A 25,428-nucleotide genomic window follows, 5' to 3' on the forward strand; every position below is an offset into this window, starting at 1 on the left:
TTCTTTAACTTTCGCAGTGAAAAGTGACGTCATTCAGTTGCCTAATTAACACGGGCGAATAAGACTACCTTTCCACTCAGAAGAGCAAACGGTTTTGCCCGAATGCGAAGTGAAGCTCTGCCAGTGTAGAGGCGGTTAGCTTAACTACACGCACAGCGGTCCAGCACAGGAGCGCTCGCAAAATGCAAGCAGCATTGTATTTTCAGAAGCAACCTAGTAGGCTAATTCAAACCTTACTTAACGCATTACGGCTCAATGTTCGAGCAATTAGACCAACTCGTCGAGCGATACAAGGAAATCGAGGCGCAACTTGCATTGCCTGAAACGGTAGCTGACCAAGCACGGTTTCGCAAGCTAAGCAAAGAGTATCGCTCGCTAGAAGAAGTCGTGAAGGTCTACTCGGAATATAAGCGTGTGAAGAGAGACCTTGCAGCGGCGAAAGAAATGCTCTACGCTGAGAAAGACCCCGAAATGCATACCTTAGCGCAAGCGGAGTATGACGAACTCTCAGAGCAACTTCCGCAACTGGAAGAAAAACTAAAAATGCTGCTTTTGCCCAAAGATGAAGCGGACTCTCGCAATGCAATTGTGGAAATTCGCGCAGGCACAGGCGGTGATGAAGCCGCGCTCTTTGCCGCCGATCTGTTCCGAATGTATCAGCGCTATGCTGAACGAAAAGGCTGGACGCTGCAGGTGTTAGACTACAACGACACAGGCGGAATGGGTGGCTACAAGGAAATCATTTTCAGCCTAAGTGGCGAAGATGTCTATGGCACGATGAAGTTTGAAAGCGGAGTGCATCGAGTTCAACGTGTGCCTGAAACGGAGTCGCAAGGCAGGGTGCATACCTCCGCCGCATCGGTGGCCGTCCTGCCCGAAGCAGAGGAAGTTGATGTCGAGATTCGCAAAGAAGATTTGGAGATTTCAACCTATCGTAGTGGCGGCAAAGGCGGGCAGAATGTGAACAAAGTAGAGACGGCTGTGCGAATCCGCCACATTCCCACAGGTATCGTGGTAGCGTGTCAAGAAGAACGCTCACAGCTGCAGAATCGTGAGCGGGCAATGAAGATGCTGCGTGCAAAGCTTTACGATGCCAAACTGCAAGCGCAGCAGCAACAGCGCACAGATATGCGCCGAGCAATGGTCGGCAGCGGCGACCGCAGCGACAAAATCCGCACTTACAACTTTCCTCAGAACCGCGTAACTGACCACCGCTTAGAAGGTGAACTGAAAAACTGGTCGCTACAGGAAATCATTGATGGAAATTTGGATGGCTTGCTAGAAGCCTTGAAATTACAAGACCAGACAGAACGCCTAAAAGCGCAAGCCAGTGCATAGCTGCACTAGTAAGCGTGGCTCTGAACCTCTCTGCCCCCTGAAACACAAAAATTCTTAGGTGCGGCCTCAGTATGTAGAACGCTTTTTTTGTAATTTCACTTGACTTTCGCTAACTCTCTCAAAACCTGGAGACGATGAATACTGCACCACAAAATGGGACAACGGCAAGTCTTTTTTACCAAATCTACCACTCGCCGCTCTTTGAGCGCACGATGCTGGTAATTATTATAGTTGCAGGAGCAATCGTAGGACTGGAGACCTCGCCTACCTTAGTGGCACAATACGGCCCGATTTTTCACCTGCTCGACCAGCTGGTCTTAGCGGCTTTTACCATTGAGCTAGTCTTGAACTTTGCAAGCTACGGTCGCTCGCCTATGCAGTTTTTTAAAGATGGGTGGAACATTTTCGACCTTTTCGTCGTGATAGCGTGTGCCTTGCCTTACTTTCTGCCGCCTGACGCATTTCACACTCACTTTTTTGCCGTGCTGCGCCTTGCACGCGTGCTGCGCGTGCTAAAACTCGCTGAACAGTTTGAAGAACTCCAGCTCATTATCAATGCACTGTTCAATAGCATACCGAGTCTCTTTTATGTGTTTTTGCTGCTCGTGATGTATTTCTACATCTACGCAGTGTTAGGAGTTGATTTCTTCCAGAAAGACTGTGAGGAGTTCGACTCAATACCAGCGGCGCTGCTGACGCTCTTTCGCATTGTAACCTTCGATGACTGGGCAGCACTGATGAAAGACCTAATGAAGCAGCATAATGCGGTAGGTGTGGCACTCTACTTTGTGAGTTTCATTCTCTTTGGCGCAATGATTTTTCTTAACCTGTTTATTGGCATCATCACAAGCGAGCTGGCAGAGCTGCGTGAAGCACGTCAAGCGATGGCACTGAAAAAGCATTTACCTGCGTCGCCGCACAGCTCCGACACTGACTTAGCAGCCATGGAAGCGATGCTTGATCGTCAACTGTCAGAAATGGCGCTGTTGAAGGTGCAACTTGCTCAACTGCGTGCCACGCTAAATCCGCCGTTCTCAGCGCCTGAAGCAACCGTGTCTTCAACGGCAAAGAGTTCGCAAAATCGAGAGTAATGTCACTGGCTCGCTGCCAACAAAAGAATGCATAAGCATATCTGATGTGTCATCTTCCAAAGGCTCCCCACAAGAGACAAGATGAGTACAGCAGTTCCCTCTAAGCGTGCGCTTTGAAATATGACGCACAATTTTGATAACTTTGTGCAGTGTGGCTCTACTATCGGTTTAGGTTAGCTGGCTAATCGCTGGCGCTTGCGCGTTCGAACGTTTCGACTTTGCTTGAACTAAACCTGTATTAACTATGACAATGTGCCGACCAGCGTTTCTGCTGCTTTTTCTCCTTGCCGCTCGCCCAAGTCTTGCTAATTGGTCTGAGTCCTCTCTACCGCATTGGTCTCTTTCAGGGGCTTGCTTTAATGTGTGCAGCGTAAATGGTTCTGCAGTGCAAGCAGGCTCAATGGGAGGCATGCCGGTTGCTGTACAGACATTAGCCCAGAGCGATGAACCTGTGCCCGCTGCTTGGTCTAATGCAAGATTTTCCTGTGCGAATGGCACAGGTGGAGTAGTGTATGCCGTTGCAACCGATGGAACAGGCAAGTGGTATGTTGGTGGTAGTTTCACAATGGTTAATGGCACGCAGAACCTTTCTGTCAACCACATTGCGTGCTTTGATGCCAAGACAAACACATGGTCGCCCTTAGGGAATGCGTCAGGGAACGGGGTCAATGGCGAAGTGCGAGCTATTGTAGTGGTGGGCAACTCAGTTATTGTGGGAGGCGAATTTACCCAAGCCAATGTGGGGTCATCGTCGCCCGTATCAGTCAATAACCTTGCTCGATTTGACCTGAGCACCCAAACTTGGTCGCCACTGGGTTCTGAAGCAGGCAATGGGGTTAATGGGCGGGTGTATGCACTGAGCGTGTTAGGCTCCCGCATTTTTGTAGGCGGTGATTTTACGCAAGCTAATGTAGGCAGTGCGGCACAAGTGCCTGCTAATCATCTTGCGATGTTCAATGTGCGCAATAGCACTTGGAGTGCATTAGGCACGGCAGGCGGGAATGGCGTCAACGGTGTGGTGTATGCAATTGCGTCAGTAGGAGAAGAAGTGTTCATCGGTGGAGATTTCACTGAAGCCAACTGTGGCGGGGCAGTGCTCAAAGCAAATGCAATTGCTCGCTTTCACCTTACGGCAAATCGGTGGTCGACACTGGGCTCAGGTGGCGGCAATGGCGTAAGCGGCGCTTCACAGCCAGCGGTGTATGCCCTTGCAGTGTCGGGTGAAGACGTGTTCGTCGGGGGCGAATTTACGCAGGTCAATGCAGGCTCGCCAATTCTTGCAAACTACATTGCACGCTTTCACACGGGCACGAATACATGGTCGCCACTGGGCAAGCCGCCGGGCAATGGAGTTAATGGAGCGGTCAATGCAATTGCAGTGTTGGGCAATAGTGTGTTTGTTGGTGGCTTTTTTACCAAGGCTAATCTTGGTGCCACACTGCCCGTTATGGCAAGCTATGTTGCTCGGTTTCATCTGGATAGCCAAACTTGGTCAGTGCTAAGTTCTGGCAGCGGAGTCAACAACGAAGTGTATGCAATTGCGGCTTCTGGCAACGATGTATTTATCGGTGGCAACTTTACACAAGCCAATGTGGGAGGTTCTGCAACCGTTTCAGCCAGTTTTGTGGTGCGTTTCAATGCGGGTACCAACACTTGGTCTGTTATTGGCTTTGAGCTGGGCTACCAGCATCGCAATTTCCAAGATGCACAGCCAAGTGCTAAACAGGCGCAGTCCCTTCAAAGCGATGCATTGGTGGTGGCAGCGGCAGTTGGCGGAAGTAAAACCGCATTGATGCTAACTTGATAAGCAGCACTATCACACGCTGTCCTGCAATCAAAAGCCAATCCTGCAGCAAGACTCAGAGGTAAGATTTCCTGTCATACTCGGTGGTCGCCTCTCACCGCTATTTATTGGTGTTGCATGTTGCGCGCTGCCCTGTTTTTGTGCTCTTGTGTGCAGCCAGTTGCTTCATTTGCGGAGTTGCGTCGGCTGCCGTTTGAGCTGGCTGTTCCTGCAGTGCTTTGATAATCTCGAGCAGCGCGTTTGTGTCAAAGGGTTTGGAGACGACGGTAATCCCTTGCTTGGCTAATGCGGCGGACTTGTGCGGTTCCAAGTAGCCTGTAATTGCGATAGCTTTCAGAGTAGGGCGTAACTTAAACAAGCGTTGAAAGAGCTGCAATCCATCCAAATTTGGCATACCCATATCGCTGATAACGATTTCAATCTCCTCCGAGTGCTTCTTAAAAAGCCGAAGCGCAGAGTCGCCGTCTTCAGCTTCAACAACGGATAGATTGTGGCGGCGCAAAAGTTGTGCAAGTGTTCTGCGCAAAAACGCTTCATCGTCGACAATCATCACGGTTGTCTTTTCCAGCTGCAAGGGCGGTGCTGCAGTTGCAACTTCGACCAAGTCTTGTTGCTGCAAAAGGGGCAAGATCACTTTGAAGGTCGTGCCGCAGCCAAGCTCGCTTTCAACATCAATCGTGCCTTGATGAGCGGTTACAAAGCCATGCACAATCGCAAGGCCTAGCCCTGTGCCTTTACCAATGCCTTTGGTAGTGAAGAAAGGTTCAAAGATGCGGGAACGGATTTCGGGCGGGATGCCAGTGCCTGTATCACGCACTTCTACGACCACTGCGGGTTCAGCTTCTGGGGTCAGGATTGGGCAAGTCGTTGTGTAGACCTTGAACTCCAACTCACCGCCATTAGGCATCGCATCGCCCGCATTAATGCCCAAATTGAGAAAGACTTGGTAAAGCTGCTTGTCACTGCCATTGATAAGGGCTTTGTCGGCAAGCAGTGTTGCAGAAACGCTAATTTTTTTGTCCAGCAATCGGCGCAGCGTGGCGGCAACATCGCTCACGACCTCAATCAGGTTCAAGGGCTGCATCTCGGTTTTCTCAGAGCGTGAGAAGTCCAGCAATTGGCGGGCGATGCTGGCACCGCGCTCAATGGTTTTGCGAATCGTGGCAACTTGCTTTTGCACAGTTTGAGTTTTGGCATGCAGTCCGATATGCTCATTAGCTAGCCCAATGATAGCCATAATGTTGTTGAATTCGTGTGCAATACCGCTAGCAAGTGTGCCAATTGCTTCCAGCTTTTGAGAGGCTAACATTTTCTCCATGATCTGCTGGCGCTCTATTTCGGCTTCCTTTTGCGCAGTGATGTCAATAACCACGTGACTGACGCGCACGACTTTGCCTTCGTCATTTTTGGTCATAGAGCTAATTGAGCGAATGTATTTGATGCGCCCACCGTCTAAGAGCAAGCGAAATTCCGTCTCATAGTCTTGACCAGTTGCAATGGCTGCTTGATGCTGCCGCATGATGCGGTCACGGTCATCTGGGTGCACGCGCTGCAGGAAGTCCTCAAAGGTAAGATGGCGTTGCTCGGGAGAGATTTCAAAAATGCGGTAGGTTTCCTTTGACCATTCAATGGTGTGCGTAAGCAGATTCATCTCGCAACTACCGATGTGTGCAATCGCTTGGGCTTCTGCCAGCATCGCTTCGCTACGGCGAAGTCGGTCTTCGGCTCGCTTGCGCTCGGTAACATTCTGCACGACGACCATTACCTGAGTCGTCTGTCCATCGCTGTCGTGCAGTGGCGTGGCAATGTATTCATACTGCGCCGTGCCAAAATCCAGCTCAAAGCGGCTTTCTGTGCCTTTAAGAGCGCTAAGCAAGTAAGGTTTAAGTTGCGCAGCAAGGTGTGGCGGATAAATCTGGTCAACTGTTCTGCCAACTAATTGCTCAGGGAGAATACCCACACGGCGATACTCGGTGCCTTCGGTGAAGACCAGCGTAAGGTTCGAATCGTAGATGCCCAGCATGCCGTTTGGGAAATTCCTTGCAATTGTTTCGTAGAGCTTCTGGGAACGATGCAGCTCACGGGTGCGCTCACGAATACGCTTCTCCAGAGAACGGTTCAGCTGGCGCAGCTCCAGCTCCAGTTGCTTTTGCGCTGTGATGTCTTGCGCTGTGCCGATGATTTGCACAACCTTACCACTTTCATCGCGCATAAAGACACGATGCATCATGCGAAGCCAGCGCCATTCGCCTTTGTGGTTTTTCATTCTAAGCTCTCGCACGAATGTGTCACTATCGCTGGCGGTGTCGAAGAATGCCTGATGTTCAGCAAGCACATTGAGGTCGTCAGGATGCAATTTTTCTTGGAAACGGGAGCTACTGAAATTTTGGAGATCAGCAGGCGAATAATTCCCAAAGGAGATAGCTTCACGATTCAAAAAAGTAAAGCGCTGCTGCTGAATGTCGTAGAGGTAAATGAGGTTGGGCGAGAGGTCAACAACCTGACGCACAAACTCGCTTTTCTCTCGCAATTCGTCTTCAGCGCGCTTTTTTTCGGTAATATCCAGAAAAATGCCGTTAAATGTAACCCATTTTGACTCAGGGCTGTGCGTCGGTACGCTATATGCCTGAATCCAACGAATGTCGCCATTTGGCTTGCGGATCCTGAAGCGCATTGAAAATGGTACCAACTGACGAGCGCAGCGATGCACTTCAGCGACAATCGAAGGGAGTTCCTCTGGAAAGAGCAGTTGTGCAAATTGACCTATATCGGCAGCCAGCACAGTGCTGCTAATACCAAAGACGTCTTGTGCTTGCGGACTAATGTAGGCATATCGACTGGTTTGCGCCACTGTCTGCATATCGCCACGCTGGTAGGCTGCCCAGTTGGCTTCAGGCTCAATCTCGTAGCGGTAAATCACGCATGGCACCAGTGAGGTTACAGCCGAAAGCTGCGCGGCTTGTGCTTCACGCGTGGCTTCAGCGCGCTTGCGCTCTGTGATGTTGAGCGTAACGGTCAGAATGTGTTCAATTTCCCCAGCTTCATTTGGCAATGGCACGGCGACATTTTGATAGATGAACCCGCCGTGTTCGAACTCAAAGGCTTGCGGTTCACCTTGAAAGACTTTGCGGTAGAGTGCCTTAGACCGCGTCAGGTCTTTATTCGGGAAAAGCTCATCAAGTGACTTGCCCACCAGCGTAGCGGCATCGAGCCCATACTTTGCATACTCCTCGCCATCGGCGAAGCGTAGACGGAACTCTTTGTCCAGCACATTAATTGCGCCTGAGGGAAAATGATGTGCGACCGCTTTAAGCAGGCGCTCTGTTTCGGACGCTCTGCTTTCTTTTTCACGCAACTCTTTTTCCAGACGCTTTTGCTCATGCATCAAAGCTTGGAATTCTTCACGAGCGCGTGTTAGCTCAGCTTGAAGAAGTCGCAGGGCATCGGCATAATCGCTCAGGTGTCGCTCTCGCACAATGGAGAGCATTCTTGTACGCTTGCCCTCTACTTCCTCGAAGAAGACAACGGTCTCGAGCGAAAGTTGAAAGCCACTGTGCAGAGTGTGCGTAGAAAAGAAGCGCTCACCATCTTTTGCCGATGCAAAAAGTGATTCATATCGGGCAACAATGCTGGCTTGAGCTTCAACGGGGTAGAGCACCGAGATGTGCTTTCCGATGAGGTGATTCAACTCGTGCTGGTAGAGCTTTGCAAAGGCAGGGTTAGCCCACACAATTGTGCCAGCTTCGTCCGTCATTACGACGCCATCTGATACACTTTCCCAAATTGCCTGACACAACTTGTCAGAAAGTGAAATAAAATCTGTTCGCATAGTGCATCAAGTTGTTAGGGTGTTCAAGCGCTGCTCTCAGATTCAGATTACCAAGTGTAAACCTGTTCGAAAGTGTGCCAATCGCTAATGCTGCGCTACAATATTCTTTTGAGCAGGCAAGTGGCGCATTAGACCTGCTTCTACATTTTCTTTGCAGCGCAGGACCGCTTCGCTGAGCGCGGCACTGAGCTTGCTAATATCCCACGGCTTTTGAATGTGCCGAAACAGCAAGCCCTTATTGATGAGTGCGATAATATCCTCAATGTCGCTGAAGGCAGTCATTAGAATTTTTGGTACCAGCGGGGCTAAGGCTTCAGCTTCTTGCAAGAACTGGCTGCCTGATTTCTTGGGCATTCGCATATCGGTAAGAATACATGCTACGAAGGCGCTGCTTTCCAGAATATCCAGAGCCGCATCGGCTGAGGTGCAAGTGAGCACGTCGTAATCTGCACTAAGAAGCTCAGAGAGCGCACTGAGCACACGGCTTTCATCGTCGACAACCAGAATTCTGGGTTTGCCACTTCGACCACAGAAGACTTTTTCGAATACAGACTTCTCGTTAGGTAGAGTCTGCAAAGCTGTCGAGAATTTTGCCTTGCTCTCTTCAAGGAGCGCGACTTTGGCATTAAGCTTTGCGAAAAATTCTTCTTCAAAGCTCTCGAACTTCTTAAGCTCAGAAATGGCCTCAGCTCGGAAGGCAGCAAAGAATTCCTCTTCGAAGCTTTCAAAGACACGTTCAGGCGACAATTGGTCTGAAGCGACCTCAGAGCGAGCAAAGAACTCTTCTTCAAAGCTTGTGTAGCCCGGGTCAGTTTTGCGCCGCTGTGGAAGTGGGTCTGGAATCGGGGGCAGGTGGCCATCAGGCGGTGGCACAAAATTTGGGTCAGTGCGCCGACGCTGTGGGATGGGCGCAGGTGATGCCGCTTGCTGAGTAGAAGCAGGTGCTTTCTTTGGCTGCTCACGATTCATCTTTTGGCAGCGCAGCATATAGCTAGCCATTGCCAGTGCCACGATAGATTTTAGCGTCTCTGGCACCCATGGCTTGCGCACATATCGAAAAACCTCTCCTACATTAACCGAGTCCAGCACAGCATCTAAGTCAGCGTATCCAGTGAGCAAGATGCGCATGGTGTGAGGGGCAATCTGCTTGACATTGCGCAGCAGTTCTACGCCCCGCATACCGGGCATACGCTGGTCGCTGATGACAATCGCCACATCAAGATGGTGTTGCAAGAGCGTGAGTGCCGTCTGCCCATCAGAGGCAGTGAGAACTTGAAACTCTCTGTCGAAGAGTTGCGAGAGCGACTCTAACACCTGCGGCTCATCGTCGACGATAAGCATTTTGGGTTTTTTATGCATTGTTCTACCCTACTTGATTGTTTCATCTTCCAAAATATGAACGGGGCGAGGGAAGACAGGGTAAAAACCAAATATGCTGACCCTCGCCCTTAAAGTTGCCCCGAGTAGTTGCAAAGGATTTAACTTTTCGTTTCCAAAAATTCCACAGCGGGAATTTTCACAAAGAAGGTGGTGCCAACGCCTTCTTCAGTCTCAAAATATAGCTTGCCATTGTGCTTTTGCACGATAGAGTAGCAAATCGAAAGGCCGAGACCTGTGCCTTTGCCAACAGGCTTTGTCGTAAAGAACGGGTCAAAAATCTTGGATTGGATGTGCTTGGGAATGCCCTTGCCATTGTCACTAACCTTGACGACAACATAACCATCTTCAAGACCAGTTGACACGTGCACTTTGCCTTCAGGCCTTTCCTCGACAGCGTGAATGGCATTTTGAATCAAGTTCAAAAACACTTGGTTGAGCTGCGCAGGGAAGCAATCAACCATTGGAATGTCGCCATATTCCGTAGTCAGCTCAATATTTTTGTCTTTCAACTGATGCCCAATCATTAAGAGACAGCTACGCACTCCTTCATTGATATCAGCTTTTTTCATTTCAGCTTCATCGAGGCGTGAGAAGTTGCGCATGCTCCGAACAAGGTTTGCCATCTGCTCAAAGCCCAGCATCACACCGTTAAAGAGGCGATCCGTGCGGCGAATGGTCTCGTCGAGTTCCGCTATCGTGCCGTTTGGCGAATGGCTGACCTCCTGCATTTTTGTAAAGGCTTCCTCGAGCTGACCGTTATAGACACAATCCTGTGCTTCGATCGCTTTGCGAAGCAGCGCAGAGATATTCTTGAAGCGGTCGCGAATAAGTGCCACATTGTTGGAGGCGTAGCCGATTGGGGTATTAAGTTCGTGTGCAATACCAGCGACCATTTGCCCCAGTGCCGACATCTTTTCCGATTGAATGAGATGCTTTTGTGTCTCTTGGATTTCCTTGATGCGCGCCTGCAGCTCAGCTTCCAATGTTTTAAGCTGTGTGATATCTACACAGATCCCATACCAAAGGATTGCCCCATCTTCACGCTTCGTTGGCTTGCCTTGAAAACGCGTCCAAATGCGTTTGCCAGTGGGCAGCGTAAAGCACGTCTCGTATAGGAACGGTGACATATTAGCAGCAGATTCTGCTACAGCAACTTGCGAAGCGGCAACATCATCAGGCTCCATCATTGCAAAAAGTAGTGATGGGTTTTGCATAATTGCTTCGGGTTCCAATCCAAAAATGTCGCGGCAGCCTTCGCTAACATATGGCATCTGAATAGTCCCATCAGGCAGAAGTGCAAACTGGTAAATCATTCCGGGCACGGCATTCACCGTCTTGCGGAAGTTTTCTTCGCTCTTGCGCAGTTTTTCTTCGGTTTCTTTAATGTCGGTGATGTCCTGCATCGGGCCGAACACGCGAATCGGTGTGCCGTTGGCATCTCGCTCAATATCGTAGATAACCTTGATGTAGCGAATGCGCCCGTTGTCAGCCCGACGAATGCGATAAGTGGCATCACCACGCAAGGCGGTGGGTGAAGACAGGACGGCTTGGAAACGCTGCATCGTTTCCAGTGCGTCTTCTGGCAACACGAAGCGCTCAAAGAACCTTTGCACACTCATCTGATATCCCCCTTCTTGCTCTGCACTTGTGCCCAACAGAGCGTAGCAGCGGTCGTTCAGGGTAGAGACCTGTGTGCGCAAATCGCTTTCCCAGAAAGCCAGCTGAGCAAGGTCGGCGGCGGCGTTCATCTGCGCCTGCTGCTGTCGCAGTTTCGCTTCGGCTTCTTTGCGCTCACGCGATTGCATGGCAAGTGAAACCATATCCGCCACATACAGCGCAAAGTTGATTTCTTCGCCCGTCCACTCACGTGTGCCGCCAAGATGCTCCAAACAAATCACGCCTAAGACCTGGCCGTTGTAACGGATAGGCACATCAAGCATAGCCCCGATGCCTTGCGGGGTCAGATAGACATCTGAAAACTCAGCCGTGGCAGGATGACGGTGTGCATCGGTTGCAACAATGTTGCGTTCCGACCGCAGCGCCGCAAAGTAATTTGGAAAGTCTTTGGCAAAAAGCTCTGTGCCTTTGGAGTGCGTCCGTGTAGGCTGATGGAAGACATCAACTGACACAATTTTAGTCATTTCGTCATCGACAAACCACACTCCTGCTTGGCCTACACTAATTGCATCGCAAAGTTGTTCGGTTAGCACGGCAACAGCGCTATCAAAATCACCATTGTAAAACTCGGGGCGCGTCGAGATATTCTGTTGAACGGTTTGGATTTTGGCAACAAGCTGCTCGCGCTGCTTTTGCTCGGTAATCTCAGTGCGCACACCATAGAGAACAATGCTGCCGTCCGCTTGCTTTTCTGGATTGGAGTTGACACGCACCCACTTGGTCTTTCCAGAAGGCGTGATGATGCGCATTGTAATATCTAGTGGCACAAGATGCTCTAATGTGCGGCGAATTTGTCGCCAGTATGCTTCTACATCGTCGGGGTGCCACATTTTGGTCAGAATTGTGGCATCACGCATCGCTTCTTCTGCGCTAACTTCGTAGAGCGCTTTGCAATTTTCACTCATAAACGGATAGGAGTATGTGCCATCAGGATTAAACTTTAATTGGTAAATGACACTGGGCACAGTGTTGACGGTTTTTCGGAAGATTTCTTCGCTCTTGCGCAGTTTTTCTTCGGCTTCTTTGATGTCGGTGATGTCCTGCATCGGGCCGAAGAGGCGAACAGGCACGCTGTCCGCGTTGCGCTCCACGTGGTAGATGACCTTAATGTAGCGAATCGTGCCGTCGTCAGCCCGACGAATGCGATAGGTTGCTTCACCACGATTCAGTGTGGGCGAAGCTAAAATGGCTTGCAGGTGCTGCACCGAAGCAGGCACATCTTCGGGCAGAACAAAGCGTGAGAGGTAATCCTCGATTGAAATTTCGTATTTGCCTTCGCGTGCAACGCTGGTGCCCAGAAGCGCATAGCATTGTTCGTTGAAGAAAAAGCACTGCTTCTGCAAATCCCCTTCCCAGAATGCCAGCTTTGCCAGATCGACGGCGGCATTGAGTTGCTCTTGCTGCAAGCGCAGTCGGGCTTCAGCTTCTTTTTGCGCCGTGATGTCCATGCGCACGCCGTAGAAGAGTAGACCGCCATCTGGCTGCAGTTCTGGCTGCGAGCGCACATGTAGCCACTTGATTTGACCGTCAGGCATCACAATGCGACATTCCATATCAAAAGGCTGCAAAGTGCGACGGCATTCCTCAACACGGCGCATATACTCGCCGACATCATCAGGGTGCCACATGCGCGTAATCAGCGACGCATCTTGCATAATGCGTTCTGGCTCAATGCCATAGATGGCTTTGCTGCCTTCGCTGACAAATGGATAGACAATTGTGCCATCGGGACGAAAGAGAATCTGATAAATCATACTGGGCACGGTGTTCACCATCTTGCGAAAGGTCTCTTCACTTGGGCGCAATCGGCGTTCCAGTTCAGCTTGCGTGGCAGCGTAGTGGGTGGCGGTGCTGGCTTCTGTGTAATGCCCATTTCCATTTTCGTGGTTCGTGTGCAGGTCTTTGGTCAACATAGTGTCCTCCTTCAGTGTGGGTTTAGGCTTGTGATTTTTGTTTGGCCATCTGGCTAAGGGCAGCCAGCGCGCTGAGTGTATTGTTGGGGTTCAGCGCAGGCTTGCTGTCTTGCGCAGCTTTATCTGAATGATGTGAAGTGCCATTGCTGCTGCTTTCTTCTAACTTAGATTTTACCTGATAGAGATAGAGGTCAATTGCTTCAGCAATCGTTTCGCGCAGTTTTTCAGGATGCCATGGCTTCTGAATGTAGCGATAGATTTGTCCCTCGTTGATAAGGCGGATGATGTCTTCAACATCAGTGTATGCCGTGATGAGAATCTTAGGCACAAGCGGCGCAATCTCTCTGGATTCAATGAGAAAGTCTGTGCCGGTCTTCTTCGGCATACGCTGGTCAGTGAGAAGCAGCGTCATAAAAGAGTCTTGCTTTAAGAGCGCCATCGCTTCATCGGCTGAGCGAGCCGTAAAAACTTCATAAGAATCAGAGAGCAATTGCGTAAGCGCAGTCAGCACACCTTGCTCATCATCGACGACCAAAATCTTGGGCTTACCGCTGGGGCTTTGAAAGGCTTGCTCAACATTGCCTGGAGCAGCTTGCGTAAGTCGGTCGAAGAACTTCTCCTCAATGCTGCGCTGCTTTTGCAATTCTTGCATAGCGAGGCTTTGCACAGAGCTCGATTCAAGTGCTTCGGGAGAGGCAACGGGTTCTGACTTTTTAGCCGCTTCCTTTGCTTCTTTGACCTTTTTGCGACTAAGGTAAGTTGCGGCTGCCAGTGAGACAATCGCCGTCAGTTCATCAGGTTTCCAAGGCTTTTTGACATAGCGGAACACTTCACCCACATTAACCGAATCCAAAATTGCATCAGCATCAGCAAAACCTGTCAGCAAGATGCGAATCGTGTCTGGGGAGATTTCCTTGATGGCTTTGAGCACATCAATGCCTTTGAGGCCGGGCATTCGCTGGTCGCTCACCACGATTGCAATATCGGGATGCTGCCGCACATACTCAATTGCTTCTTGACCGCAGCAGACTGTGTGCACATCGTAGGTGGTGTCAAAGAGCTGCGCTAGCCCCTCGAGAATCATTGGCTCATCATCAACGAAGAGCACTTTAAGTTTCTTGGATGATTGCATCATAGTTTAGTTTTGTTTGCGTTGCAGAGCCTACTGTGCAAAAAGTGCAGCAAAAGTCGCTCAGGGCGCTTCAAAAGAAATAAGATTTCGATAAGTTTTGAATAATTTGACTTGGTAAGTTCTTTCAAAAAGAGGACTTACGCTCGAAATTTTTTTTTCATAGCCCGCCTCCATTGCGCAAAACAGGGTTGGGTTGGCTTGACTGGCGCATGAAAAACGACTGTGGCTGTGGCACATAGACAGCGTAGTTGGGGGTGTCCAAGACCTTCACAAGCTGGAGCAGGTGGGCAGTCCATTCTAACTCATTGACGGTTTGTAGCTGCAGTCTTTCGCTGGAAAGAACAGTCTTTTCGAGCACAATTGCGCACGATGGCTCTGCTGCAAGTGTATCTCGAAGCGCTGCAGCAGCAGTGACAGGCAACCGCACATAGCGCATCATTGCGCCCCACTTCATAGTATCCACGTCAATCCCATCAAAGTAGTAGCTGAACTGTGGATTAAAACGCTGGTCTCCAATGCGCGCAGGAGGCACAAGGTGAATGAGACAGGCGGGCTTAGACTGGTGCACAAACTCCGATGCGGACTTTGCCCCGTGATAAGTTTGCACAAATGCTAATCCATTGACTGCACTCCATATTGCAACACAGGTGCTGGTCAAGATAAGCAAGGTAAGAAGCACTGCGCGCGTTTGCTCACGACGCAAAGCTATGTGCACCAAAGCACCCGCTGCCAGCGCTGCAGCCAGCACAGCCACTATGCCCAGCATGACCAGCCAATCCTGATTGAGTATCGCTTCAAGCACTGCGCGGTGAAAGGGTTGCAAGAGCGACCAAATGCAGGATAGAAACAGTGCGCTCAATGCGATTAGCTTCACCAAGTGGTGCTCGTTAGGCACATTCAGTAGCAAGGATAAGGATTCTGCAGCCATCAATATCAGGGGTGGCAAAAAAAGCAGCGTGTACCAAAGGAGCTTGGTTTGCGAAAGCGATAGCACCGATGCGGTAAGCAGTAGCCAGATAAGCCATCTCACACGATAGGGCTTACGAACATGCGGTTGCCGCCAAAATGCCCAGAACCAAAGCATACTCAGCGCAGCCAAAGGGATACGCGTGAGCACTACATTGAGATAGTAAAAGACCCCTGTGCGATGCTGCGACAGCATTTGATTGCGCTGCACTCGGTCGGCCACAAACCATGAGATATACTGCTCAAAATATCCCGGATGCTGAGCACATATCCACGCAAACCATAGCATCGCCACTGAAAGTCCAAGAGCATAGAACAGTAGTAAGGCACGCAAAGCATTCTTGCAGGTAATTTGCTTTGTCCAAATGCGATAGCCTTCACACAGACCAATTGCAAGCGCAGGAAAAAGTCCAACCAGCACTTTCGTCATCAAAGCGCCGCCAAGCACCAATCCAGCCGCTGCAGCATGCCAGAGGCGACCGGACTGTTCATAGCGCTGGAAAAAATAAACTTGAAGCATGGAAAGCCACATCAGCAACATATCAAGCTGAGCAAGGCGAGCATACCAGAGCACCAGTGGCAAAAAGCCTGCTACAACTAGCGCATAAAGCGGGGTATGTGGTAAATCTGACCGTTTTGCAACCTGCACCAGCGTTGTCAAAAAAAGGCAGGCAGCAAGCCACGACGGCAAGCGAAAAGCAAACTCTCCCATTCCAACCACCTTCGCCGAGAGTGCAGCAAGCCAGATGTAGAGCGGTGGGTGAGACGCAGAGTAAAATCCGCCGATGGCATAGTCGCTTTGGTCAAGCCAGCAATTGAAGTAAAGGATGGCTTTCGTGCGCAGAGCGTAGTAGCCTTCATCGTAAGGCTGAAGTTCCAAGTAAGGCAGTTGCCATAGCACAAGCAGCCATATCGACAGTGCAAGTAAGGAGGTAAAAGTCAGAGATGGCTGAAATAGCCTTCGCATCAATCAAGCTCCAATTCTTAGCTTACGCAACAGGATTTTGAAGTGCTTTTGCTTGTAAAGACGGCTACACACAGCTTCTCTTAGACGCATTTGCAAAAATATGCGAAAAGCGAGGAGCTTTGACTACTCCAGACTTTTGGGGCGAATTTCTTCTTGCCAGCGTTTGAGCCAAGCGCGCTGATGGCGCTCGAGGTAATCGGTTTGCGACAGAAGTGGTTTAAGCGATAAACCTTTCAGCCAGTCCACATTTAGCTTCAAGTCACTGCGAGCAGGAATGCGGTAGAAGCGTTCCGCTTGAATGTGTAGACTTTCTGGGGAAGTGACGAACTCATAGAATCGCTTTGCATTCTCCAAGTGCTTTGCGCCCTTTACAATTGCAATGCCCTCAATAGCGAAAACGGTGCCGCTTTCAGGGAGAATAAAACCAAATGGAAATCGATTCAAGCGAGATTGCAAAAGGGCATCATTTAGGTTCCAGAGTGTGAGCAACGCCTCGCCACGAGCGAGTTTCAAAAAAAGCTGTGTTGGGTCAGCTGCATAGCTTTTCGTATTAGCATGCAGCTTTTCTAGCCACGCAAAGCCAGAGTCGACCGACCCAGTGCGCACGCGCTCCTTTTCAATCATTGCTGCAAAGATGGTCTGCATTGTGCCTGATTGCACAGGGTCACGAATGATGATTTGACGCTGCCAGCGTCTATCCAAAAGGTCGTCCCACTCTTTGGGCACAGCATCTGGCGAAAGGAGTTCTGTGTTGTACATAATGCCTTCTGCCGTCCGATGCGTGGCGTGCCAAGTGTGACGAGGCGACTTGTATTCAGGAGACAAGGCAGAAGCCCATGACGGCGTATAAGGTTCCAGCAGCCCTAACGAATCCGCAAGCACAAACAGCTCTTTAGGACCACCCCACCACACATCAGCCTGTGGATTTTCTCGCTCAGTCTGAATGCGGTCAAAGATGCTCTGCGACCCCATATCGAGCCAGACGACATCTACAGTTGGATAGGCTGCCTCAAAAGCTTGCTCGAAGTAAGAGAGCATTTCTTTGCCGTGTGGCGAGTAGACCACAACCTTGTCTTTGGCAGGGGTCTGGCAACTGGCTAAAAGTCCGATTAGCCAAAGGTGCACGGGTATACGAAAGATGTGTAGCATGGCAAAAGATGTCGTTACGGTGAGCCTTCAACGCTCAGGTGCAAATGATTCGTTCAACTGGGCTTTGATTTTGCGCGCAGCGCCGCCGCACAAGCTACGCAAATGCCGTGAGAGACAGTGTGATACTCATTCTCTTTAGTAGGGCGAATCCGTAAAACTTCACCACACCATGCACAGACTTGCACCACAAATTGCTGCGCCGGTTCCGAGTGACTCGAGTGGGCAAGTGTTGGCACAAACTGCCTGAAACGGCATAGTGCAGGTGCAGAATCACAGTGAACTTGGCAGCCCAAGCGCTGGCAGGTTTCGGGGGGAAAATGAAATGGGCAAGTAGATTGCGCTCTATCCATTTGCTTGCACATTTAACGAACCCGCTAATCAAAAACGGCTGCATGACAAGCGCTCAAACACCGTGCCAGTCCAAAAGGATAGGCACAAACATAGCGTCCTGCGTAGGTAAGCACAGCCGTCAGGGCAAAAATCACCATAGCGTGGCGAAATCTCCACCGAAGTCTGCTGAACCCACCTTGCACTGCAGAAATCACCGAAGCCATCGCAAGTTCAAAGTGCCTATATTTGGCAGATACAGGTATGAATCCCAAGAACGATGACGCCGAACTTCATTCATCTTCATACCCATACACATTACTCTATGCTGAGCAGTCCCATTCTGCCAGCCGAACTGTTTCAGAAATGCCTTGACTTAGGAATGAACGCAGTGGCGGTAACTGACCATGCGTCGCTGTTCAATATGCCGGAGCTATTTAGTGAGGCAAAGAAAGTCTCTGAAAAGTGTGGTCAGCCTTTCAAGCTCATCGTTGGAGCGGAGCTATTTATTGCGCCTACATCACGCCACGACAAAAGCACCACCGAAGTGCACCACTTAAATGTGCTGGTGAAAAATCGGATAGGCTACAAGAACCTATGCAAAATTCTCTCCATTGCAGCACGGGAAGGGTTTTATTACCGCCCCCGTGCAGACCGTGAAACGCTCTTCACACACGCCGAAGGGCTAATTTGCACCACTTCTTGTGACCGTGGTGAACTGGCTAAGCTGGTGCTGAGGGGCGATGAAGCAGGTGCGGAGGCATTTATCAAAGCACATAAGGAAGTGTTCGGCGATGATTTCTACATTGAGCTCGAGCGACACAACGCACCCGAAGACGCACGCCTAAATGCGCACCTTATCCGACTGGCTACGAAATGGGACGTGAAACTGGTTGCGACCAACGATGTGCACTACTTGGAGAAAAAAGATGCGCCCATTCAAGAAGTAATGCTGGCAATGAAGAGCAAAGCAACGCTCTCTTCCAGCAAACGAATGAAGTTTCCAACCGATGAATTTTACCTCAAATCCCCCGAAGAAATGGCTGCACTTTTCGACAACAGCCACAATGAACTGTCGCACACGCTGGAAATTGCCGAGAAGTGTGAGTTTCACTTCAAAGATAGCAACCCCCAACTGCCGCTCTTCAAATTACCCGAAGGATTCAAAGATGACGCGGACTATCTGCGCTACCTCACCTATCAAGGTGCTGCACGCAAATATGGCGACCTTGATGCACTAGGCGAGCGTGGCAAGCAAATTCGTGAGCGCATTGAGTATGAACTGACCACGATTGCCAAAATGGGCTTTAGCTCCTACTTCCTGATTGTGAGCGACCTTATCGCCGCCTCGCGTCGACAAGGCTACTCGGTAGGGCCTGGACGGGGCTCGGTCGCAGGTAGCATTGTAGCCTATCTAACGGATATCACCCGTGTGGAGCCGCTCCAGTATGACCTGCTCTTCGAGCGTTTTCTCAATCCTGAGCGCATCTCAATGCCCGACATTGACATTGATTTTACACCTGTAGGCAAGCAAAAAGTCTTGGAATACACGATTGATCGCTACGGTGAGCAAAGCGTGGCAAAAGTGGTGGCGATTTCAACCTTAGGTGCCAAAGCAGTTATCAAAGATGTTGGACGAGTCTTGGAAATTCCTCTCGAGGAAGTGACGCGGATTACAAAATTAGTGCCCAGCAAGCCGATTGGGGCAGCGTTGCGCGACTTTGTCTATGGCAAGCGTGACAAGCACGGTAACCTTGAAATTGAGCCTGTTAAAGAGCTGCAGGACTTGCTTAAAAGTCCTGATGTGCGCATTCGAAAACTGATGGAATATTCGCTGGCGCTGGAAGGACGAGCGCGCAATGTGTCAGTGCATGCAGCAGGCGTGGTCATCACCAATGGATGTGTCGATGACTACGTGCCACTCTACATTTCCGACAAGGTGGAAGCCGAAGAGCGCCGCTACGCTGATGAAGAACCCGAAGAAATCGAGCTGAGCAGCACCGGCTTCAAAAGCAAGGATGAAAAGCAGGTCGTAACGCAGTTCGATAAAGACTGGATTGAAAAAGCAGGGCTACTTAAAATTGACTATCTTGGCTTAGAGACGCTGGCCGTGATTGATGAAGCCTTGCGGCTCATTGAAAAGCGGCACAAAGTTACTATTGATTTGGAAAGCCTGCCAATGGACGATATGAAGACCTACAAAATTTTTCAGGACGGCAAAATGGCAGGCATTTTCCAGTTTGAATCGCCTGGCATGCAAAGCTATATGATGCAACTGCGCCCCACATGCATTGATGACATTATTGCAATGAATGCGCTCTACCGCCCAGGTCCGATGGACTTGATTCCACGCTACATCGAGCGCAAGCACGGCCGTGAAGCCATTGAGTATCCGCATCCCTTGCTCGAGCCGATTTTAAAGTCCACCTACGGCATCCCAGTCTATCAAGAGCAAGTGATGCAGATGGCGCAGGTGATGGCGGGCTACACGCTCGGCGGGGCGGACATTCTGCGGCGTGCAATGGGCAAAAAGGAAAAAGACAAGATGGCACAGGAACGTGAAAAGTTCGTAAAAGGCGCAGCCGAGCGCGGCATCTCTGAGGCCAAAGCAAATGAAGTCTTTGATATGATGGAAAAATTTGCTGGCTACGGCTTCAATAAATCGCATGCAGCAGCCTATGGGATTTTGGCATACTGGACAGCGTATCTCAAAGCGCATTACACCGCAGAGTTTATGTGTGCGGTGCTGAACAGCGAAGCAGGTGACGCAGAACGAATGAAATTGCTCACCGATGAAGTGCGGTCAATGGGTATCAAGATTTTGCCGCCGAGCCTGAACAAAAGCGACGCACTCTCAACTGTCGAAGACTTGCCAAACGGGCGCACAGCAATTCGCATTGGTTTTTCAGCCATCAAGCACGTAGGCAGTGCAGCAAAAGAGATTGTAGCAGCTCGCAAACGCCGCAGGAAATCTTTCAAAAACTTGTTTGACTTCTGTGCGTCGGTAGATTTGCGCGTGATCAATCGAAAGGCTATTGAGTGCCTGATTGAAGCAGGTGCAATGGACGAGTTCGGGGTAGGGCGGGCTACGCTCTTGCAGAACCTCGAGCGCGCTATAGAGTTTGGACAAAAGCAGAATAGGCGCACCACTTTGGGGCAAGAGGGCTTTTTTAACGATGAGCAGTTTCTCGGCTCGGAAGAGGCTGCATACCCAGAGCTGGTAAAAGCCGAAGAGTGGAGCGATTCAGAGCGACTGCGCCGTGAAGTGGCGCTTATTGGTTTCTATGTGTCCACACACCCGCTCGATGCCTATCGCCGTGATTGGGAAGCCTTTGCTACACTCAAGCTCGGCAGCAAAACCTTTGAGCCGAAGCGACTCTATCGCATTATTGGCGTGCTCACCGAGCTGAAAAAGCATCTGGACAAAAAAGGCAATCCAATGCTTTTTGGCACGATTGAAGACTTCGAAGGTAAGGCAGACCTAACCGCATTCGCCAGCGTGTATGAACGCTTCGAGAAAGACTTCCAGAAAGATGCGGTTGTGATGCTAATTGCTGAGGCAGAGCGCAAAGACAATCAAACCAAACTCTTGGTGCAAGAAGTGATTCCTATTCGGAAAGTGCGCGATAAGTTTCTCCAGCGTGTGGTGTTGCGACTAGACGCAGACGATGCGGAAAGTCTTGCCAAAGCCCAAGCGGTAAAAGAAATTTGCGACATGCATCGAGGCAGCGTCCCAATTGATTTTGAAGTATGCTACTCGGAGAACGGCAAAGCCGCACGAATGCGGCTCTTTGCACGCAGAGCAACCGTTGACCCCGACAATGAGGTTTTGGAGAAACTTGAACATGCCTTAGGTGCAGGGGCAGTTTGGCTATCATCATAATTTTTCAACAAGTTGTAACTTTGCGCAGTTTCGACTTTTCTCAACCTAACTGAAATCGTACATAGCAATGGCAAAATACATCACAGCAACTGATGCCAACTTCGAGGCAGAGGTGCTGAAATCCGACAAACCTGTTTTAGTTGACTTTTGGGCAGTCTGGTGCGGTCCATGCCGAATGATTGCACCCGTCGTCGAAGAGTTGGCTGCCGAGTATGAGGGCAAAGCCAAGGTAGCAAAGCTCAACGTCGATGAAAACCCAATGACCTCAATGAAATACGGCATTCGAAGCATTCCCACCTTGCTCATCTTTAAGAATGGGCAAGTCGTTGACCAAATCATCGGGGCGGTCCCAAAAGGCGTCATTGAAAGCAAACTCAAATTGCAGTTGGCATAGATGACAACGAAAATTACAATCTATGCCACAACGTGGTGCCCTGACTGCTACCGCATTGAGCGAGTGCTGACCGAACACAACATTCCTTTTGAAAAGATTGACATTGAGCGCGTAGCAGGCGCAGCTGAAATCGTGATGAAACATACAGGAGGCAAACATGTGGTGCCAACTGTAGTGGTGCGCACGCAAAGCGCTGAAGCCGTCTTCGTCAATCCCAGACCCCTTCAGCTCTTGGAAGCACTCAGTGCAGCCGAACAGCTTTGAAGCTAAGCCACGAAACTGAGGGTCATGTGAGAAAGGAGAAAGTAATGTCCGAGCACACACATTACGAGGTCGTCATCATAGGTTCAGGCCCAGCAGGCTTGACTGCGGCAATTTACGCTGCACGCGCCATGTTGCACCCCTTGGTGATTGATGGTGTGCAACCCGGCGGTCAGCTGATGACAACTACTGAGGTTGAAAACTACCCCGGCTTTGCGCGCGGCATAATGGGGCCGCAACTGATGGACGAAATGCGTGAGCAAGCAAAGCGCTTTGGCACAGAATTTCTTTACGGTGAGGTAACGGCTGTCGATTTGTCAGAACGCCCATTCAAACTTACAGTTGATGACAAGAAAACTGTTCTGGCAGAGACGCTTATCATCGCTGCAGGCGCACGCGCAAAGCTCTTAGGCTTGGAAAGCGAGCGCAAGTATATGGGCTATGGCGTCTCTGCATGCGCCACATGTGATGGCTTTTTCTTCAAGGGCAAAAATGTCTTTGTGGTGGGTGGTGGCGATTCAGCAATGGAAGAAGCCCTATTTCTCACCAAATATGCGGCAAGCGTAACAATTCTGCATCGCCGTGATGAATTTCGAGCATCCAAAATTATGCTAGACCGTGCCCGCCGAAATCCCAAAATCAAATTCATCACAAGCGTTGTGGTCGAGGACATCTTGGGCGATGGCAAAGTGCTCACTGGGCTTCGGCTGCACTACCTCAAAACAGGTGAGCGCGTAGAAGTACCAGCCGATGGCTTATTTGTCGCAATTGGGCACGAACCGAATACCAAGCTATTTGTCGGACAACTGGCACTTGACCCGCAAGGCTATATCATCACCAAGAAGTCTACGATGGAAACCAGCGTTGAGGGCGTTTTTGCCTGCGGTGATGTACAAGATAGTCAGTATCGACAAGCCATAACAGCAGCGGGCACAGGCTGTATGGCTGCCATAGATGCAGAACGGTTTCTGGAGCGCAGAAAATCGGAGCTGGCACAGAAGGTTGCACCCTAAGTCGCAGGTGAAAAGTCCCGCAAGGAATCGCTTAGTGAGCATGGTTACCATTTCTTTGCGTAGCGAGCGAAAAACGCTATATTTGCAGCTCTTTTCGGAAAAATCACGGAACAGTATGGCAAAAGTTTGTGCACTCACTGGCAAAAAGCCCGTGTATGGAAACGCCGTATCGCATGCGAACAATCACCGTCGCACACGCTTTGAGCCAAACTTGCATGAAAAGCGTATTTGGCTCGAAGAAGAAAAGCGTTGGGTGCGTGTGCGCCTTTCAGCAAAAGCGCTGCGCACAATCGCCAAGAAAGGCACGGCTGAGTTGGCCAGAGTCCTGAAAGCGCGCTAACTCTCTACCAAAGCGTGCCTGACCGACGCCTGAGCAAGTTGTGGTGCGTAAAGAGCAGGCAAAGTGACTGCTGAACGCTATCTTGTGAAGCAGGATGTAGTGATTCGCTATGCCGCAGGTATGCCTAAACGAAAGCAAGTAACAATATACACCGATGGTGCCTGCAGCGGTAATCCGGGCAAGGGAGGCTGGGCAGCTATTCTCCTCTACGGCAACACCACAAAAGAGCTGTCTGGCTTTGAAGCACACACCACCAACAACCGCATGGAACTGCTCTCCGCAGTTAAAGCGCTGGAAGCTCTCAAAGAACCTTGCACGGTCGATCTCTACAGCGACTCGGCCTATCTTGTGAATGCATTCAATCAAGGTTGGCTAAGTGTGTGGCAAAAAAACGGCTGGAAAACGACTCAAAAAAAGCCTGTGCTGAACCAAGACCTGTGGCAACGGTTAGCTGATCTGACAGCCAAGCACACCGTGCGTTTCCACAAGGTAAAGGGACACAGCGACAATGCACTGAACAACCGCTGCGACTTCTTAGCCACACAAGCGATTGCTAACCACTATGCACATCAAGACTGACATACTGTATGCAAAACTCGAGCAGCCAACTCCTTTTGTCGCAATGCTTGTAAGGCGCCACGCTTGGAGAGGGAAATTCTGTCGTCAGAATCGGCAAATTTGCATAGGTTGCAGTCTAGCATTGCGAAACTCATGCTACAAGTTTGCCTACTGCAATGAGCGTGCCGAACGAACATTGCGGTGTTTTGTGTATCTTGATGGTGCGTTGAGCAAAGTGTGGACGCTTGCTCAAGCTGAATGCAGTGAGAGAGGAGTAAAAGTATGCCAGATAACATTGAAAAATCGCCATCATCACCTTCTTCTGATGAAGCCAATCCCCCTGAGCCTGCGCTTAATCCACTGGAAGTCAGCAGCGACCCGATGGCGGGAATGTTTCCCAAAAAGGGGCGCGGTATCGGTGCACTGATATTTGTGATATTGGTCTCATCTCTGTTTGGATATGCAGCACTGCTAGCGAATTTGCCGCGTGAGCGTCCGCCTGCAGAGCCACTGCCAGCGTCAATTCGTGAGCGCCTATCGGGTTTGCCGCTCAATGCGAATGTGTTAGTTTATGTGGGCTTGAAAGAAATTCGTGCCTCTGAGTTTTGGCACACATTCGTGCCTGATTCGCTTAAAACAAACTGGTTTGCCGATACCAGCACTGCCTTTGGCCGCTTTGCCAGAGCAGCGCGGATTGATGTGGCACAGGACGTGGATACAGCACTTTATGCCGAAGTCAATCGGCATGGTATGGAAAACACCTTTCTTGCCGTGTTGATGGGGCGCTTTGGGAAAGCTCAATTCGCACAGCTTTCACAGCGCGCAATGGATAGCCTTGTATCGGGTGGCAAGAAAGCCTATCAACTCGAGCCTTCTTTGTGGTATAGCCGTGTATCTGACTCTGAAGTGGCGTTAGCTAGCCATGCAGACGCTATCGCTAACTATTTGCAACCGCAAACTAATTTCTGGGCAACGGATTCTACAATGACCCCGCTCTTAGAGCGCGTGCAATATAAGTCGCATTTCTGGGTTGCTTTGGGTTCGGCACGCTGGGCGTTTGGGGCAATGCGCGGCTTAACTTCTGGCAATCAAGGTATGCAAGCAATGGGCAACATTCGAAACATTCGTCAGCTGGTGCTATCGCTGAAGCTGACCGATGGCATTGAAGGGCAGTCCGAATGGATTTACGAGAACCGTGCAGCCGCATTTTTTGCAGGCGGACTAATCGGTATCACGCTATGGGTTACCAAAAATTTCAGCCAACGACAAAGCGAGAGGGTCAAAAAGCTCATCGGCACGATTGATTTTAAGCAAAATCTGGAGGCGCTCATGTTTCGCACAACGCTCTCAAAATCTATGCTGGAAGAGCTTTTGCATAAACCGCAGTAACATCAACTTTCAACCAA

The 25,428-nt window shown here is 50.2% G+C and carries 16 protein-coding genes; 10 read left to right on the forward strand and 6 right to left on the reverse strand.

All coding sequences use genetic code 11. The annotated features are described in order from the left end of the window. Positions 1–255: 255 nt before the first annotated feature. The 3 genes from prfA to NZM05_04730 all read left to right on the forward strand — a co-directional run bounded on the left by prfA (position 256) and on the right by NZM05_04730 (position 4,233). Positions 256–1,338, forward strand: coding sequence for a peptide chain release factor 1 (gene prfA, locus NZM05_04720; protein ID MCS7012920.1), 1,083 nt, complete (start codon positions 256–258; stop codon positions 1,336–1,338). 134 nt (positions 1,339–1,472) lie between these two features. Continuing rightward, positions 1,473–2,429 carry an ion transporter gene (locus NZM05_04725; protein ID MCS7012921.1) on the forward strand — a complete coding sequence of 319 codons (957 nt, stop codon included), beginning with the start codon at positions 1,473–1,475 and terminating at the stop codon, positions 2,427–2,429. Between the two features lie 244 nt (positions 2,430–2,673). Continuing rightward, entirely contained in the window at positions 2,674–4,233 is a 1,560-nt protein-coding gene (locus NZM05_04730) for a hypothetical protein (GenBank protein ID MCS7012922.1), read from the forward strand. Positions 4,234–4,333: 100 nt separating this feature from the next. Here the strand turns inward: NZM05_04730 and NZM05_04735 are convergent, their stop codons facing one another. The 6 genes from NZM05_04735 to NZM05_04760 all read right to left on the reverse strand — a co-directional run bounded on the left by NZM05_04735 (position 4,334) and on the right by NZM05_04760 (position 17,246). Continuing rightward, positions 4,334–8,062 carry a PAS domain S-box protein gene (locus NZM05_04735; GenBank protein ID MCS7012923.1) on the reverse strand — a complete coding sequence of 1,243 codons (3,729 nt, stop codon included), beginning with the start codon at positions 8,060–8,062 and terminating at the stop codon, positions 4,334–4,336. Positions 8,063–8,146: 84 nt separating this feature from the next. Further along, positions 8,147–9,421, reverse strand: a complete 1,275-nt coding sequence (locus NZM05_04740; GenBank protein ID MCS7012924.1) for a response regulator — start codon at positions 9,419–9,421, stop codon at positions 8,147–8,149. Positions 9,422–9,540: 119 nt separating this feature from the next. Next, positions 9,541–13,032 (reverse strand): PAS domain-containing protein, encoded by a 3,492-nt coding sequence (locus tag NZM05_04745; GenBank protein MCS7012925.1) that lies wholly within the window; start codon positions 13,030–13,032, stop codon positions 9,541–9,543. Between the two features lie 22 nt (positions 13,033–13,054). After that, a complete protein-coding gene (locus tag NZM05_04750) occupies positions 13,055–14,167 on the reverse strand; it encodes a response regulator (GenBank protein MCS7012926.1) in 1,113 nt (370 codons plus the stop codon). A 154-nt stretch (positions 14,168–14,321) separates the two neighbouring features. After that, entirely contained in the window at positions 14,322–16,097 is a 1,776-nt protein-coding gene (locus NZM05_04755) for a glycosyltransferase family 39 protein (protein ID MCS7012927.1), read from the reverse strand. 123 nt (positions 16,098–16,220) lie between these two features. Further along, a complete protein-coding gene (locus tag NZM05_04760; GenBank protein MCS7012928.1) occupies positions 16,221–17,246 on the reverse strand; it encodes an extracellular solute-binding protein in 1,026 nt (341 codons plus the stop codon). Positions 17,247–17,853: 607 nt separating this feature from the next. Here NZM05_04760 and dnaE point away from each other — a divergent pair. The 7 genes from dnaE to NZM05_04795 all read left to right on the forward strand — a co-directional run bounded on the left by dnaE (position 17,854) and on the right by NZM05_04795 (position 25,411). Continuing rightward, a complete protein-coding gene (gene dnaE, locus NZM05_04765; protein ID MCS7012929.1) occupies positions 17,854–21,456 on the forward strand; it encodes a DNA polymerase III subunit alpha in 3,603 nt (1,200 codons plus the stop codon). Between the two features lie 67 nt (positions 21,457–21,523). Then, on the forward strand, positions 21,524–21,850 hold the full coding sequence (gene trxA / locus NZM05_04770) for a thioredoxin (GenBank protein MCS7012930.1): 327 nt from the start codon (positions 21,524–21,526) through the stop codon (positions 21,848–21,850). Continuing rightward, positions 21,851–22,114, forward strand: a complete 264-nt coding sequence (locus NZM05_04775; protein MCS7012931.1) for a glutaredoxin family protein — start codon at positions 21,851–21,853, stop codon at positions 22,112–22,114. A gap of 44 nt (positions 22,115–22,158) precedes the next feature. Continuing rightward, positions 22,159–23,124: a thioredoxin-disulfide reductase gene (gene trxB, locus NZM05_04780; protein ID MCS7012932.1), complete on the forward strand. Its 966-nt coding sequence runs from the start codon at positions 22,159–22,161 to the stop codon at positions 23,122–23,124. 115 nt (positions 23,125–23,239) lie between these two features. Continuing rightward, entirely contained in the window at positions 23,240–23,464 is a 225-nt protein-coding gene (gene rpmB / locus NZM05_04785; GenBank protein MCS7012933.1) for a 50S ribosomal protein L28, read from the forward strand. 120 nt (positions 23,465–23,584) lie between these two features. After that, positions 23,585–24,043 (forward strand): ribonuclease HI, encoded by a 459-nt coding sequence (gene rnhA / locus NZM05_04790; protein ID MCS7012934.1) that lies wholly within the window; start codon positions 23,585–23,587, stop codon positions 24,041–24,043. Between the two features lie 261 nt (positions 24,044–24,304). Continuing rightward, positions 24,305–25,411 carry a hypothetical protein gene (locus tag NZM05_04795; protein ID MCS7012935.1) on the forward strand — a complete coding sequence of 369 codons (1,107 nt, stop codon included), beginning with the start codon at positions 24,305–24,307 and terminating at the stop codon, positions 25,409–25,411. Positions 25,412–25,428: the final 17 nt, after the last annotated feature.

Source organism: Chloroherpetonaceae bacterium, assembly GCA_025056565.1.
In the GTDB taxonomy this organism is placed as follows: Bacteria; Bacteroidota; Chlorobiia; order Chlorobiales; family Thermochlorobacteraceae; genus Thermochlorobacter.

Bases quoted from the DNA above. Each gene is read 5' to 3' on its own strand.
- prfA (MCS7012920.1), top strand. From the start codon at position 256: ATGTTCGAGCAATTAGACCAACTCGTCGAGCGATACAAGGAAATCGAG.
- dnaE (MCS7012929.1), top strand. From the start codon at position 17,854: ATGACGCCGAACTTCATTCATCTTCATACCCATACACATTACTCTATG.
- trxA (MCS7012930.1), top strand. From the start codon at position 21,524: ATGGCAAAATACATCACAGCAACTGATGCCAACTTCGAGGCAGAGGTG.
- NZM05_04795 (MCS7012935.1), top strand. From the start codon at position 24,305: ATGCCAGATAACATTGAAAAATCGCCATCATCACCTTCTTCTGATGAA.
- NZM05_04755 (MCS7012927.1), bottom strand. From the start codon at position 16,097: ATGCGAAGGCTATTTCAGCCATCTCTGACTTTTACCTCCTTACTTGCA.
- NZM05_04735 (MCS7012923.1), bottom strand. From the start codon at position 8,062: ATGCGAACAGATTTTATTTCACTTTCTGACAAGTTGTGTCAGGCAATT.
- rpmB (MCS7012933.1), top strand. From the start codon at position 23,240: ATGGCAAAAGTTTGTGCACTCACTGGCAAAAAGCCCGTGTATGGAAAC.
- NZM05_04725 (MCS7012921.1), top strand. From the start codon at position 1,473: ATGAATACTGCACCACAAAATGGGACAACGGCAAGTCTTTTTTACCAA.
- NZM05_04760 (MCS7012928.1), bottom strand. From the start codon at position 17,246: ATGCTACACATCTTTCGTATACCCGTGCACCTTTGGCTAATCGGACTT.
- NZM05_04740 (MCS7012924.1), bottom strand. From the start codon at position 9,421: ATGCATAAAAAACCCAAAATGCTTATCGTCGACGATGAGCCGCAGGTG.
- NZM05_04730 (MCS7012922.1), top strand. From the start codon at position 2,674: ATGACAATGTGCCGACCAGCGTTTCTGCTGCTTTTTCTCCTTGCCGCT.
- NZM05_04750 (MCS7012926.1), bottom strand. From the start codon at position 14,167: ATGATGCAATCATCCAAGAAACTTAAAGTGCTCTTCGTTGATGATGAG.
- NZM05_04745 (MCS7012925.1), bottom strand. From the start codon at position 13,032: ATGTTGACCAAAGACCTGCACACGAACCACGAAAATGGAAATGGGCAT.
- rnhA (MCS7012934.1), top strand. From the start codon at position 23,585: ATGCCTAAACGAAAGCAAGTAACAATATACACCGATGGTGCCTGCAGC.
- trxB (MCS7012932.1), top strand. From the start codon at position 22,159: ATGTCCGAGCACACACATTACGAGGTCGTCATCATAGGTTCAGGCCCA.
- NZM05_04775 (MCS7012931.1), top strand. From the start codon at position 21,851: ATGACAACGAAAATTACAATCTATGCCACAACGTGGTGCCCTGACTGC.